The organism is Alistipes shahii WAL 8301, assembly GCF_025145845.1.
GTDB lineage: Bacteria > Bacteroidota > Bacteroidia > Bacteroidales > Rikenellaceae > Alistipes > Alistipes shahii.
This window is the reverse complement of the sequence record NZ_CP102253.1, coordinates 2,335,953-2,350,525: the sequence shown is the minus strand read 5'-3', so window position 1 is coordinate 2,350,525 and position 14,573 is coordinate 2,335,953. Positions and strand designations below refer to the sequence as shown.

The following is a 14,573-nucleotide window of genomic DNA, read 5'->3' as shown; positions in this document are numbered from 1 at the left end:
GATGAAAGCACGCCCCCTGTGAACAGATTTATTTCACGACGGCTCCGATCACCGTCTTGCCCGTGCGCGAAGCGCCGGTCTGGTCGATGGCGCTGACCGCCTCGCCGAAGGCCGGATCGAGCGTCTCGCCCAGGATCTTCAGCTCCGAAGCGGACATGCCGTACTGGCGCGCCGGATTCGCGTCGCCGAGCAGCACGCAGGTCTTCGTCGCACCGCCATTGTCGCCCAGCGGGCTGAGCATCGAGGCAGGATCGAACGCCGCGCCTGCGACAGCCATACCGTCGGCATTGTAGACCGTGCCTCCGATAATGGAGTTGGCGACCTTGTAGCTGGCGTCCTTGAACCAGGCGACATCGTCGGCCGCGCCGTCCGTCGTATTGCCCGAGATCAGCGTATTGTAGACCTCGATGGCCCCTCCGACGGCAGCCTGCTGCAATCCCGCACCGTTTCCGGCCGTCACCGTCGTGTTGCCGGCAATCGTACAGCTGACGATCACCGCCTTGCTCGGCTTGTCCACCTTGCCGTAGACCGCGATACCGCCGCCCTTTCCGGAATGGTTGCCGCAGACCGTCGAATTGACGATCACCAGGTTGCCGTTTTCGCGGACGTAGATACCGCCGCCGTTTCGGGTCGCATGCTCGGGATTGACGCTGTTGCCCGAAATCGTGGTGTTGCTGATCAGCACATTGGTCTTGCCGCCCGTGTCGCCGAAGACGTAGATACAGGGAGCTACGCCCGACGCCTTGTTGTTGCTGAACGTACAGTTGTTGATCCGCAGCAGTTTGGCTCCGTCGGCCCACAGGCCGCCGCAGTTGTACGTCGTCGTCGACTTGGTCGCATTGTCGGCAACCACGCAGTTGTCGAACAACGCCTCGGCTCCGGCGTCGACACGGATGGCGCCCATGCGGATGTCCGTATTGTCGACGATCTTGCAGTTGAGGATGTCCACCGTCGCGTTGCCGATGAAAATGCCCGCGCCGTAACTCTGGTAGAACTTCACGCCGCCTATCGTCGTGCTGCCCACCGATCCGAACTGCGACGAACCGTTCTTGATCGTGAATCCGTCGAGCGAAGCCTTCATGCCGTTCATCTTGGCCGCCGTCACCGCAACCACGTGGCATACGGCGTGGTCGCCGTCCAGAATCGTCTCGTTCGCCACGGGATCAGCCACGGCGCCCTCGGCCGCATCGGCCGGATAGCCGCCGATCATCGAGAAGTTGCTGTGGATTTCGAACGTGTTGTCCAGCGCGGTCTTCATGCCCGTCAGCGGAACCGAAGGCACGTAGGAACCCGCAGCCACATGGATCACGTCGCCGTTCATCGCCTGGTCGATCGCGTTGGCCAGCGTGGTCGCCGTCTCCCATGTCAGGCCGTCCTTGTCGGCCGAGCCGTCGGTCTTGACATAGTAGTGCGTCGCCAGGTCCGAAGCGCTCGCAGCGGCCTGCGTCACGGGCAGCGTGACGTTCTCGCCCTTGATGACATAGGCCGAGATCGTCGCCGTGCGTTCGTCGAGCGTACGGTTTGCGGCCACGGTCACCGTGATCGTGGCGTCGCCCTGTCCGTACGACGGATCGAACGACACCCAGTCCTTGTCGCATTCGATGCGCCACGGAAGGTTCGATTTGATCGAAAGTTCGTAGTCCTTGGTGGCCTTCTCCGCGGTGATGCTCGTCTCCACGAACGACAGTTCGGGCGTCTCGGGAGTAAAGGCCGTATCGTCGCTAAAATCCTGGCAGGCTCCCAGCGCCGCGCATGCGGCCGTCAGGAGCAGGTATTGAAATATCGTTTTCATCGGTTCCGTCTTTTATTGTTCAACAATCGCCAATCCGGTCGCCACCTTGCGCATGACCCCGCCCTGGTCGGTCGGCCAGTTCAGCAGTTTGAGTTCGCCCTCCGCGCCGTCGCGAGCGATGAAGGTCGACGAGCCGCCGCCGTCGAGGTTGAGCGCGTCGCAGGCTCCGCAGGCCGACATCAGGTTCATCAGGTCCAGCAGGTCGGCGCCGTTCGAATAGTAGAAGTTACGGCCGTCGACCACCATCAGGTAGACCTCCTTGCCGTCCTGCGACACGCCGATCGCCGTACGCGGTTCCATGTTCGCCACCGGCATCGTGTTGCCGCTCTGGTCCAGCTGCTCGCCGTTCTTGAGCAGCAGCGTGCCGAGGCCGCAGACTGCTTCGCGGACGATGTCCTTGTGAAGAGCGTACTCCTCCTCCGTGAAGCAGCAGGCCTCGTTGTCCTTCGTGATCACGAAGACGTTGCAGTCCGTACGGCTGAACGAAGTCTTCACCGCCACGCCGTCGCGGTAACATACGCCGTAGGGGATGTAGGTCGTATTGAAGAAATCGGCGTTCGTGCCGCCCAAGACCTTCTTCCCGTTCTTCTGCATCGCTTCGAGCTGCTTCATAATCGTCTGGCCGGTGCCCACCTGGTTCTTGTCGTCGGCGAGCGTCGTGCGCAGGGTGATTTTGTCGCTCAGGGCGATCTTGAACAGGAACAGCTGCATGGCCAGTCCGTCGTCGGCCAGAAATGCCATCTCCAGCACGTCCACGCCGTCGGCCAGGTTGTAGGTCCTGTCGCTCTTCACGTGAGCCACATACCCGTTCGATCCGTCGACGATGCTCTGTCCCCAGGCCGTCTGGGCGGTCGTGTCGAACTTGGCGTATTCGTCGAAAGCATTCGAATTGTCGCACGCAGCAAGCAGCCACACGCACAACAGCATTCCGATCATATATCTGTATGTTTTCATCGTTTTATCGTTTTATGCATATTGGACAATCCCGCTAATAACCCGGATTATTCGGTTTGAGGTTCGGATTGTAAAGCAACTCCCGGCTCGGAAGCGGCATCAGGCACTGGTAGTCCTTCGTGCCGAGCGTCTGCGTAGCCTTTCCGGTCCGCACGAGGTCGTACCAGCGGAAACCCTCGGCGAGGAACTCCAGACGGCGCTCCTGAAGCACCGCGTCGAGAAAATCGGCTTCGTTCCCCGGACTCACCCTGTCGAGGCCGCGCTTTTCCCGCAGTTCGTTGAGACGATCCAGACCTCCGTTCAGCCCCTGCGCCTCGGCGCTGATCAGGTACATTTCGGCCAGACGCGAAATCACCACGGGGTCCGACCCGGTCTGCCCGCTGGGGTATTTGTTGACGAAGTTCAGGTTGTCGAGCGTGGTGATCGACACCTCCTTGCGCAGGTCGTTGTCGGCGTACATCGTCATCACGTCGCCCGCGGGACGGTAGTTGTAACTGCCCTTGTTGGGGTGGTTGTAGGAGTAGAACTGGTTGGAAATCTTGATCGACGAACCGTCCTCGGTCAGGCACGAGAAGGCGAAGATCACCTCCTTGTTGGCCTTCGAGCGGAAAATCTTGTCGAAGTCGTCGAGTGCGTAGTTCGGATTGGCGATCAGGCTCTCGGCCAGCTCCTTGGCCTCTCCCTTCTTGCCCAGATAGAGTTTCACGCGCGCTTTCAGGGCCGTCACGGCGGCGGGCGACACGTAGTAGAAACTGTCGGCGCTCAACCCGTTCAGGAAGCCCGAAGCCGCGTCGAGGTCCTCCTCGACCAGTTCCCAGGCCATCGAGGCCGGGTCGCGCGAAACCTTGGCCTGGGTGTTCTGCCGCAGGACGGGCACGTCGCCGAAGCGGGTCACCAGACAGAGGTAAATATACGCCCGGAAATAGCGGCACTCGCCCAGCACCCGGTTCCGCGTGGGGCTGTCGGCCAGCCCCTCGGCGATCGACATGACGTTGTTCACCTGCAAAAGCGCCTTGTAGTAGCCGTTCCACTGGCTGCTGACAAACGTATGCAGCGCATTGGAAAGCGAGTTGATCAGGTCGATCGGGCGGCCCGTGCTGGTCATCAGCTCACCGCCGAAGAGGTCGAACGCGATGTAGGAGTAGTAGGTAGGTCCCTCCTGAACCTTATTGTACATTCCGATGCGCAGCGCCTCGATGTCGTCGGAGCCGACCACCGTCGGGGAGACCGCCGAATGCGGCTCGATGTCGAGCATGCCGCTGCAAGCACCCATCAGGGGCAGCAGGGCAAACAAGATGATTTTATGCAACGATTTCATGATTGTCGGATTTAGAAAGTGATGTTTACGCCTAACTTGAAGATGCGCGGCTGGGGAACGCCGTCGTTATCCTCGCCGTAGAAGCGCGGATCGAGATTGACGCTCGTCTCGGGGTCCCAGCCGGGATAGCGCGAGCAGAGGAAGACGTTGTCGCCCTGGGCATAGACCCGGAGTCCCTTGAGGTGGATTTTCGAAACCAGCCGCTGCGGGAAGGTGTATCCCAGCGTCACCGAGCGCAGGCGGATGAACGAACCGTCGGTCAGGTACATCGTCGAGTTCTTGCCGTTCCAGCCGCTGTACGAGTAGATCGCGCGCGGGTATTTGTCCGACGTGCCGGGTCCCGTCCAGCGGTTGTCGGCATAGGCTTTCAGCAGCGAGCGGGTATGGCCGGGCTTGGAGCCGGGGATCATCCACGACGCATACACGTCGTTTCCGTAGCTGTACGTAAAGAAGAGGCTCAATTCCAGCCCTTTGTACTTGAAGGTGTTGTTCCAGCCGCCCGAGAATTTGGGGTTGGGGTTGCCCGTGACGATACGGTCGTCGTCCGTGATGTTCCCGTCGCCGTTGCGGTCCCAGTACTTGACGTCGCCGGCGCGCACGCCCTTGTCGTAGAGCGCCTGCGGCACCTCACCGTCGTACTGGTAGATGCCGTCCGTGCGGAAGATGTACCACGAACCCACCGTCCGGCCGAGTTTCAGCGCGCGGTTGGCGCCGATCGACAGCAGGTCGTCTTCGAGCAGCGACGTCAGCTTGTTGACATTGCGGGCGATGTTGAACGACGAACTCCACAGCACCTTGCCCAGATTGAGGTGGGTGTTGATCGTGAACTCGACACCCTTGTTGCGCATCGACCCGATGTTGCTCAGGATCGAGGTCTCGCCCGTCGTGGCGTGCACGGGCTTCGAGTAGAGCAGGTTGTTCGTGTTCTTCAGGTAAACGTCTGCGATCATGTTGATCTTGCCGCCCAGGAAGCTCAAGTCGAATCCGGCGTTGTACTGGTCGGCGGTCTCCCACGTCAGACGGTCGTTGCCGCTCGACGAAATGGCAATGCCGCTCTGGCCGCCGTAGTTGACGCCGCCGCTGATCAGGGCCTGCCAGCCGTAGTTGCTGATTCCGTCCTGGTTACCCGTGCGGCCGTAGCTGGCGCGGATCTTCAGGTCGGTCTTCTCGGCGTTCCAGAACGACTCGTTCGAGACGTTCCAGCCGACCGACACCGAGGGGAACCAGCCCCAGCGGCAGTCGGGCGCGAAGCGCGACGAACCGTCGGTACGGATCGTGGCATTGACCACGTAACGGTCCTTGTAGGCGAGGCTCAAACGGGCGAAATAGGATTCGATGGCATATTCCGACAGTCCGGCGCTGGCATCGACGATGTTGGCGGCCACGCTCGCCACGTCGAACGCCGGCGAGGGATAGTTCTGCGCATCAATGTACGACGTGCGGCTCTTGGTCTTGAGGAACGAGTGACCCACCATGGCCCCGAGTTCGAAATCTTCGCCGATCTTGCGGTTATAGTTGGCGTAGAGGTCGATCGTGTTGGTCATCACGAACCGGTTCCGGTCCAGGATGCGGCCCTTGTCGGCGGCATAGGGGTGGTTCTGATTGTAATAGATGTAGTCATAGGTGTAGGCCGAGTCGTTGTTGTACGACGCCCTGACCGTCAGGCCCTTGATGATCTGCGCCTCGGCCCAGAACGAACCGATGAAGCGGTAGTTGTCCGTATAGGAGGTCTCCTCGGAGAGAATCTGCACGGCATTGTGCAGCAGCAGTTCGTCGGTTCCGCCCGTGTAATAGCCGCCGTTGGGTTTGTAGGGACGGTCGAAGGGACGCTGCTGCACGGCGCGTCCGATGATCGTCGATCCGAGATTGGCTCCCGGGATACGGTTGTTGTGCAGGTAGTTGCCGCTGATGTTGGCGCCCACCTTCAGCCATTTGAACATTTCGTGGTTGATGTTCGACTTGAGGTTGACCTTCGAGATGTCGTTCGTCTTGATGACGCCCTCCTGGTAGTTGTAGCTGCCCGAAAGGTAGTATTTGGTCTTGGCGTTGCCGCCCGAAAACGACAGGTCGAGGTAGTGCGACTGCCCGAGCCGGGTGATCAGGTCGAGCCAGTCGGTGTCGGGCATGTCTCCGTAGGGATTGCGGATGGGCTTGACATATCCCGAGCTGTTGACCGTGAAGCCGTTCTGGCGGTTGTAGTTGTCGACGCCCTCGTTGAAGACCTCGACGTACTGCTTCGAACCGACGTATTCGCGGCGCCCGGTGTTGGGAAACTGCGTGATGCTGAAGCCGTAGTTGACCTTGACCTCCGATTTGCCCTCGCGGCCCTGCTTGGTGGTGATCAGCACGACGCCGTTGGTGGCGCGCGAGCCGTAGATCGCGGCCGAAGCGGCGTCCTTCAGCACCTCGATCGACTCGATGTCCGTGAGGTTGAGCGTCGCCAGCGAACTCATGTTCTCGCCGAACGAATAGAGCGACGCCGAGTTGTTCGACAGCGGAATGCCGTCGATCACGTAAAGCGGCTCGTTGCTGGCGCTGAGCGACGACGAACCGCGGATGCTCATCTTCTCGGCCGAGCCGAGGTTACCCGAACTGGTCGAGATCGACACGCCGGCGATGCGGCCCTGAAGGAGTTCCGAGGGCGACATCACGCTGCGCATGTTCTCCTCGGTGGGCTTGAACTGGCTGATGGCGTTGGTCACCAGGCTGCGGCGCTGCGTGCCGTAACCGACCACGACCACCTCGTCGAGGGCCATGTTGTCGTTTTCGAGCCGGACCTCATAGAACCGTGCCGGATCGTCCACCGCAACCTCCCTGGTCTTCAGGCCGAGGTAGGAGACGATCAGGCGGACATCCGTGCGCGCCCCGATCCGTACGGAGAACGAGCCGTCGAGGTCGGTGGTGGCGCCGATCGTCGTGCCGTCGACGATCACCGTGGCGCCGGTGATCGGATTCCCGGCGCTGTCTTTCACGACGCCCTTCACGACGGCATTGGCCGAAGCGCGGGCCGCGGCGTCCCGCTTCGCGGGGGCGGACATGATGGCGATCATCTTGCCCTCGACGCTGCTCACGACGTTCTGTCCGGCGAACATCTTCCCGACGACCGCGCCGATCTCCTCGTTTTTGACATCGAGGGTGATCTTCTTGTTCACATCGGCATCCTTCGTCTTGATGACGAACGAGTAGCCGTAATCCTTTTGCAGGCGTTCGATCGCCGCCTTGACGGTCGCATTGCGGACCGACAGGCTCACCTTCTGGGCCGAGGCCGCGGAGGCCTGGAACAGGAAGCACAGAAGTGCGGCAAGCGTGATCAAACTTTTGACGGAAGGTAAAAGTTTATTCATTACGTTAAGATTTGAAGTTTTGAGAAATAGGTCATTAAAGATTCCGTTCGTTCTGTGTACTACATGATATGGTTATTTTAGGGGTGGCGATATGTAATATACCTCGGCTTCCCTGCGCACCGAGAAAAGGCGGTCCTTGTTGAGCGCATCGAGGATTTCGTCGAGCGACTCCTCGTTGACGAACGAGGCGTAGTAGGTCTCGTCGCACAGCGATTTGTCCGTGACGACGATCTCGACGGCGAAGTGGCGGCGCAGGTCGGCGACGATGTCGCCCAGGGTCTGCTCCACGAAGAAGAAGTTGTCGTTGTCGATCCAGTTCGCATAGGAATCGGGATCGAAATTGAGGAAGTCGATGTGATTGTTGGTCTTGTTGAAACGGAGGATGTCTCCGGGCTCGAGGGTGAGTTTCCCGTTCATCTTCGACGCCTTGATGCCTACCGACACCTTGCCGCGCACCAGACTCACCTCCGACTTGGCGTCCTCCTGGTAGGATTTGAGGTTGAACTGCGTGCCGAGCACCTTCACCTCCAGCCGGTCGGCGGAGACGATGAACGGGCGGTCCTCGTCGCGGCGGACGTCGGCGAACATCTCGCCCGACAGGTAGACCTGCCTCATCGAGCGGTTGAACTGCTTGGGATAGATGAGTTTCGTACCGGCATTGAGCCACACGTGCGTGCTGTCGGGCAGCACGATCTCGCGGCGCTCGCCCATGCCGGCATAGACCTCCACCCACTCGCGCGGGGTGTTGGCCTGATGCCTGTAATGGAGCGCCAGAACGACGGCGGCAACGGCGGCGGCGTATTCGATTATACGGAGGGACCACCGCCACCGCCGGAGGTTACCGCTGCGGGGGGGGGAATTCGGGGCGGGGCATGCCGCGAGGATCGAGTCCAGCTTACGCCGCACGCGCTCCTTGCCCTCGGGATCGTACTCGGTCTCGGTAGCGTCCAGCAGGTCGCTGAACAGCTGGTCCAGCCCCGGGTCCTTCAGCCGCTCCCGCAGCCACATGCGCACCTGCTGCGCCTCGGCTTCCGTGCAGTTGTCCCGCATGTAGGCAAGCAGCTGTTCACGCGACATATTTTTCTTGGTATCCATAGGTTTCGTCTTGTTTTCAGAAGAACAGCACAAAAAAGAGCGTCACGACGGAGATCGTCTTGCGGATCTGCTTGATCGCCAGGTCGACGTGCTTTTCGACCGTGCGGATCGAGAGGTTCAGCGCCCGGGCGATCTCGGCATTGGTCATGTTGCGGTCGTAGCGCATGGCGAATATCTCGCGCCGCTTGTCGGGCATCGAACGCATCACCGAGTCGATGAACCCGACCCGTTCGCGCACGTCCACGTAGTCGTAAATGTCCGTATCGCCGTCGGCGACGTTGAGCATCGCATCGTTGATGTCGCTGCGCAGCATGTTGTACCGCAGCCGCATGTAGTCGAAAAGTTCGTTGCGCGTGGCGACCAGCAGGTAATTGCGCACCGACAGTTCGGGATTGACCTGCTCCTTGCGCATCCACATTTTGACGAAGACGTTCTGGATGATGTCCTCCGCCACGGAAGAGTCCTTGACGATATGCCTGGCGAAGGTGTGCAGCAGGTCGTAGTAGCGGTCGAAAAGCACTCCGAAGGCTGCCTTGTCGCCGCCGCGCATCATCACGACAAGCTCCGAATCCCGTAAACGATTCTGCATGCCCGTCAGTATTTGCTCATGTCCGTAACCGCATAGGGCGTCCGGCAGGCCTCCAGCGCCGCCCGGATCGCCACCGGGGCGTTGGCGTCGGTAACCGGCGTCGAATAACCCGTCGTCGAGGTGCTGGAGGTCGAATAGCGGTAGCCGTTTCCCTCGACGCTGACGCCCGTGCAGGGCGTGACGAGCGTCCGGAACACCGTCGCGGCGGCCGCGTAACGGCTGATTCCGTAGTCCATATGGTAGGAGTCGCGCGTGAGGTCCATCCCGTTGTCCCTGTTCAGCGACGAGGTCCGCAGGTTCTGGAGCGACGTTCCCGAGGGGATCACGATGTCGATGCAGGTCTGGGCGGTGATCTTCCGCACCTGGGCCACGATCGCCTCGAACATCGCCTGCTGGTTGGCGAAATACTTCGGATAATGGGAGTGGTAGGCTCCGTAGGCCTGGGCCATGATGTAGCCGATCGTGGGCCGGTCGAGGGGCTGCGCCTGCTGGATGTAGTCGCAAAGTCCGGAAATCGCGCCCCGCTCGGTCTCGTCCCACTCCCACGCATAGTACGAACCGGTGTGCTCCTGCAACGTCACGATGTCCCACGTATCCGACTCGACGATGCTCTTGAGCGAACGGTTCAGCGTCCCTTCGTTCTCCCACTTCGTCGCTCCCGGCTCGCAGTAATAATAGGTGCAGATGTCCGGCGCGGCATAGTTCTCGAAAAATTCGGGCAGCTTATAGCCGCCGTGATAGGCCCGCACCATCCGGACATGGGTGATTCCGGCGCTTTTCAACATGCCCGGCAGATGCTCCGTGGCATCGACCGTAAAACTGTTGCCGATAAAGAGTATCTTGAGGGATTTGCCTCCCGCCGGCAGCGGCGGGTTGAACGAGCCGTTGAGCTCGCTCCCGATCCGGATCACCTCGCCGTCGGCGAAGACGAAGCAGACGTATTTCCCCGTGTCGAGCACGCAGCGCAGCGCAACGGCTCCGTCCGCAGGAGCGGCCGTGCCCGTGTCGGCCCCGTCGAAAGCGATCGTTCCGCCGGCCGTCAGCGTCACCGCGGGCGACGCCCCGCCCCGCAGGGCCTCCGCGTCGGCTTTCACCGGCGTCGCAACGCCGTCGGCCGCCCAGTAACCGCCGCCGTTCACCGTAAAGAAGGGAATCGCCTCTTTCCGAACGCCCCGCGTCGCGGCGCCCTTGAAGCCGAACTTCAGCACCCCTCCGGCGGTCGTCGTCACCGACTCGGCGTAATTGCAGGCTTCAACGCGCGCTTTCAGGTAGGCTTTCATCTCGTCGGTCGAGCCGAACAGGTCGACCGACTCCTCCCCGGAGACCTTTTGGGTGACGGGCACGACGGCCGGTTCCGCACCGCCGTATGCGATCGTCAGCGACGAGGTGCGCTGCTGCGCCAAAGGATTCGCCTGCGCGGTGATTCCGACCTTCGCACTCCCCGTGCCTTCCGCCGGAACGGCTTCCAGCCACTCGTCGTCGCACACGATCGTCCAATGCCCCGTCGTCGAGATGCTCAACTGCAAGGTCGTTTTCCCGGCCTCGAAATTCAGCGAAGCCGGAACCGCATAGAATCTGACATCGGGATTTCCGTCGTCGTCCTTGCCGGAAGAGCAGCCGGCGGCGGCCGCAAACAAGGTGAAAATCAGCAGGTGAAAAAGAAGTTTCTTCATAAGTTCATCAGGTCGGTTATAATAAGTACGAATGAGGCGAACCCTCTACGTAACCGAAAATGCAATTTCACGGAAATGAAACACGGCCCCCGGAACCGGAGCGGTGAATAAGGCGAAATAAAACTCCGGACGGGAACCGGAGGCCTGCTTTCAGCCCCGGTTCCCGTCCGATCGCTCCGTAAGGTCACCCCTGAATCGGATTATGGATTCAATCGGTTTATCCGTTTCCGGGACATTCCGGCAAGCTGCCAGTGATTTCGGCCACCCGCCGGGCCGCCATTTCGGGCGTAACGGCTTTCAGGCAGCGGTAGTCGCCGTAGCGGCAGGGCTTGTTGCCGAAGACCGAGCAGGGACGGCACGCCATGTCGGCCTGCAAAACGTTCCCGGACGAAACCCCGTAGCCCAGAAAACCCAGCCCGGGATGCGTCGCGCCCCATACCGACACCACGGGCGTCGCGACGAGCGACGCCAGGTGCATCACCAGCGAATCCATCGTCACCACGCAGTCCAGGTTGGCGATGAGGTCCATCTCCCCGGCGAAACGGACCTTGCCGTACAAGGCCGTGACGTTGGGATACGTGCGTTCCATCTCCTCGGCGAACGCCTGTTCGGCGCCTCCGCCTCCGTGGATGAAAACCCGCCCGTAACGCTCCGAGAGCATCCGCACGAGTTCGCGGCTCTGCTCCTCGGGATAGGTCTTGCCCCGGTGTGCGGAGAAGGGTGCGAAGCCCACCCACACGCCGTGTTTCTCCCCGAAGGGATTGGGGCGGTCCCGGCGCACGGCGGGCGCAGGGTCGTCCAGCACGAATCCCAGCTTCCGGAAAACGTCGCAGTAGCGCAGCACCGTGTGGCGCAACGGCTCCATGCCGCGGCCGCCGCAGCGGATGAACGCCCGTTTCCCGGCGCGCCCCTTGTCGATATGCGCCGCCGGAACGCCGTGCAGACGCATCGCGAGGCGGAACGCCTTCGAGCGCAGCACGTCGTGCACGTCGGCCACGGCGTCCACGCCCAGCCTCCGGGCCTGGGCGGCCAGCCGCCACATTCCCGCCAGGGAGTGATGGGCGCCTTTTACATCGACGTCGAGAAACCCGACATCCAGCCCTGCGAAAAAGGGCCTGAACATGGCCTGCGTGGCCACCGTGACCCGCAGATCGGGATAAGCGGCCGTCAGCGCACGGAGCGCATGCGGCAGCATCGCCACGTCGCCCATCGCCGAGGTGCGCATCACCAGCAGGTGACACGGAACCGGCGCGCCGCTCCCGGCCGCCGCACCGCCCGCTCGTTCCCCGTTCGGGAGGCCGTTCGCCGTCCCCACGCTATTTTTTCTGCCCATAGAGCACCGGATTCAGTGCCGGGTCGTTGTACATTTTCATCTGTTTGTAGGTCTTCATGTACTTGCGGCCCGCCTCGATGTCCTCGATCAGCTCTTCGATGGCCTGCGAAAGGTCGACCTGCTGCGCGAGCAGCACGTCCAGCTTCTTCCGGCAGGCCGCGCGATGCGCGTCGTCCACGTCCGTACGCTCCGCCTCGCGCGCCATGTGGTAAATCTTCAGGGCGAGGATCGACAGGCGGTCGATGGCCCACGCCGGGGTCTCGGTGTTGAGCCGGGCGCCTTCGGCAGGCGTTACGTCCTTGTATTTGTCCAGCAGGTAGGAGTCCACGTACTCCACCATGTCCGTACGGTCCTGATTCGATTTGTCGATGCGGCGCTTGATGAGAAGCGCCTCCGCGGGGTCGATGGCCGGGTCGCGGATAATGTCCTCCAAGTGCCACTGCACCGTGTCGATCCAGTTCTTGTGGTAGAGCAAATGGTCGATCGTGCCCGGCGCGTAGGGATTGTCGATGGGATGGTCCACATCGTCCCAGCGGTGATACTCCTCGATGGACCGGTTGAAAATACGATTCGCGTTTTCGGTAAACATAGCTTGCGGTTTTATAGTATTATTGGATTTTTCACCGGAAAATCATACCTTTGTCGGTAACGATTAAACAAAGATAATGACTTTTTCCAAAAAAGCAATACTCCTCTCCGGAATCCTCCTCTGCATCTCCGTGCAGCTCGGGGCGCAGGTGCGCCAGACGCGCGAAGAGTACATCAGCCGCTACATGCCCATCGCCATCGCCCACATGGAGCGCTACGGAATCCCCGCGAGCATCACCATGGCGCAGGGAATCCTCGAATCGGACTGCGGCAACAGCCTGCTGTCGATGAAGTCGAACAACCACTTCGGCATCAAGTGCAAACGCAACTGGACGGGCGACAAGGTCTACCACGACGACGACGCCAAGGGCGAATGCTTCCGCTCCTACCCCTCGGTCGAGGCGTCGTACCGGGACCACGCCGAATTCCTCGACTCGCAGCCCCGCTACGACTCGCTGTTCGCCTACTCCTCCGACGATTACAAGAGCTGGGCGCGGGGTCTCAAGGCCGCGGGCTACGCCACGGCCCCCGACTACGCGCAGCGGCTCATCCGCATCATCGAGGAGAACCAGCTCTTCCTGCTCGACCGGCCCGACGGCGCACGGCTCTACGCCTCGCGCTACGGCCTGAAACGCGACCCCGAAGAGTGGTTCTCGTCGCAGAGCAGCGTGGAGGAACTGGCCCGGACCGAGGGGGCCGTCGACCCGGACAACTACCGCGTGACGATCAACGCCCACCAGGGTTACAACGTCTACGTCACCAACGGCGTGCACTACGTGCTGGCCAAGGAGAACGACACGTTCGAGAACATCGGGCGGAAGTTCCGCCTCTCGCCGCGCAACCTGCGCAAATTCAACGATCTGAAGGACAAGAAGGCCCAGCCGGTGCCGGGCGAGGCGGTCTACATCGAACGCAAGCGGAAACGCTGGGAGGGCAACTCCCGGCACCACATCTGCCGCCAGGGCGAAACGGCCTACTCCGTGGGCCAGTCCTACGCCATCCGCACGCGGTCGATCGAGAAACTCAACAAGCTCCGCAAGGACGAGGAGCTGGCCGCAGGACGCGAAATACGCATAAAATAAAACCTACATACCATGGAAACAACCCCGCTGAGAGCACAGATTCTCGACACCATCATCCGCAAGTCGACACTCAAACAACGGGTTTTCGACAACACCTTCAGAGCGTTCAACTCCCTGAAGGAGACGCTACTGGAGATGGCCTCGGAGATGGACGACGAACTGGACGGCAAACTCGACCGCCGCGTGAGGCTCGAATACCGCGACCGCGGCAAGTTCGAGGCCCAGTTGCAGGTAGCCAACGACATCCTGATCTTCCAGATGCACACCGACGTCTTCGAGTTCGGCTCCGACCACCTCATCTGGCAAAACCCCTACGTGCAGGCCGACCGCGACAACTCCTACTGCGGACTTATCAACATCTACAACTTCCTGTCCGACTCGTTCAAATTCAACCGCAACGCCGACGAAGGCTACCTGATCGGCCGCATCTTCATCAACCGCGAACGCCGCTACTTCGCCGAAGGCAAGCAGCAGAACTCGATGCGGGCGATGGATTTCGGCAAGTCGGAGATCGGCCAGGAGGCGCTGGTCGCGATTCTCGAATCGGCGATCGGCTTCGCGCTGAACTTCGACCTGCTGATGCCGCCCTACGAAGAGAACAAACGCGTGACGGTGGACCAGTTCAACACCAAGATGGACAACTCGAAGTTCGTGACGGGCAAACGCCTCGGCTACGACTTCGACGTAGAGGACATTTAACGGGCCGAACACGGGAGGGGCTTCCGATTTTCACCGGGTCCCGCGTGCCGCAACGGCCGTTGCGGCACATGATCGCCGCTTTAGCGGCACGCCGTAAATCCGGCCC

At 61.1% G+C, this 14,573-nt stretch carries 11 protein-coding genes; 2 read left to right on the top strand and 9 right to left on the bottom strand.

Annotated features, from left to right (window positions below; genetic code table 11):
- Positions 1 to 28 precede the first annotated feature (28 nt).
- From NQ492_RS09960 to NQ492_RS09920, 9 genes are all read right to left on the bottom strand, one after another.
- Complete coding sequence (locus NQ492_RS09960; protein ID WP_015547422.1) at positions 29 to 1,792, bottom strand: BACON domain-containing protein; 1,764 nt, start codon at positions 1,790 to 1,792, stop codon at positions 29 to 31.
- Between the two features lie 12 nt (positions 1,793 to 1,804).
- The gene (locus NQ492_RS09955) at positions 1,805 to 2,746 is read right to left on the bottom strand and encodes a phosphodiester glycosidase family protein (RefSeq protein WP_118406177.1); all 942 of its coding nucleotides are present in this window, start codon (positions 2,744 to 2,746) and stop codon (positions 1,805 to 1,807) included.
- Positions 2,747 to 2,780: 34 nt separating this feature from the next.
- Positions 2,781 to 4,064, bottom strand: a complete 1,284-nt coding sequence (locus NQ492_RS09950) for a RagB/SusD family nutrient uptake outer membrane protein (RefSeq protein ID WP_015547420.1) — start codon at positions 4,062 to 4,064, stop codon at positions 2,781 to 2,783.
- An 11-nt stretch (positions 4,065 to 4,075) separates the two neighbouring features.
- Positions 4,076 to 7,408, bottom strand: coding sequence for a TonB-dependent receptor (locus NQ492_RS09945; RefSeq protein WP_083810232.1), 3,333 nt, complete (start codon positions 7,406 to 7,408; stop codon positions 4,076 to 4,078).
- Between the two features lie 72 nt (positions 7,409 to 7,480).
- Complete coding sequence (locus NQ492_RS09940; RefSeq protein ID WP_015547419.1) at positions 7,481 to 8,503, bottom strand: FecR family protein; 1,023 nt, start codon at positions 8,501 to 8,503, stop codon at positions 7,481 to 7,483.
- Positions 8,504 to 8,519: 16 nt separating this feature from the next.
- On the bottom strand, positions 8,520 to 9,092 hold the full coding sequence (locus tag NQ492_RS09935; RefSeq protein ID WP_044054475.1) for an RNA polymerase sigma-70 factor: 573 nt from the start codon (positions 9,090 to 9,092) through the stop codon (positions 8,520 to 8,522).
- A 5-nt stretch (positions 9,093 to 9,097) separates the two neighbouring features.
- Positions 9,098 to 10,765 (bottom strand): DUF4886 domain-containing protein, encoded by a 1,668-nt coding sequence (locus NQ492_RS09930; RefSeq protein ID WP_149887205.1) that lies wholly within the window; start codon positions 10,763 to 10,765, stop codon positions 9,098 to 9,100.
- Positions 10,766 to 10,982: 217 nt separating this feature from the next.
- Positions 10,983 to 12,098 (bottom strand): glycosyltransferase family 9 protein, encoded by a 1,116-nt coding sequence (locus NQ492_RS09925; RefSeq protein ID WP_229094741.1) that lies wholly within the window; start codon positions 12,096 to 12,098, stop codon positions 10,983 to 10,985.
- Positions 12,082 to 12,687 carry a DUF4254 domain-containing protein gene (locus NQ492_RS09920; RefSeq protein ID WP_015547417.1) on the bottom strand — a complete coding sequence of 202 codons (606 nt, stop codon included), beginning with the start codon at positions 12,685 to 12,687 and terminating at the stop codon, positions 12,082 to 12,084. Before NQ492_RS09920 ends, NQ492_RS09925 begins: the two co-directional genes overlap by 17 nt.
- Before the next feature lie 76 nt (positions 12,688 to 12,763).
- On the opposite strand from NQ492_RS09920, the gene NQ492_RS09915 reads away from it, so the two are divergent.
- Positions 12,764 to 13,768, top strand: a complete 1,005-nt coding sequence (locus tag NQ492_RS09915; RefSeq protein ID WP_015547416.1) for a glucosaminidase domain-containing protein — start codon at positions 12,764 to 12,766, stop codon at positions 13,766 to 13,768.
- A 12-nt stretch (positions 13,769 to 13,780) separates the two neighbouring features.
- On the top strand, positions 13,781 to 14,467 hold the full coding sequence (locus NQ492_RS09910) for a hypothetical protein (RefSeq protein ID WP_015547415.1): 687 nt from the start codon (positions 13,781 to 13,783) through the stop codon (positions 14,465 to 14,467).
- Positions 14,468 to 14,573 lie beyond the last annotated feature (106 nt).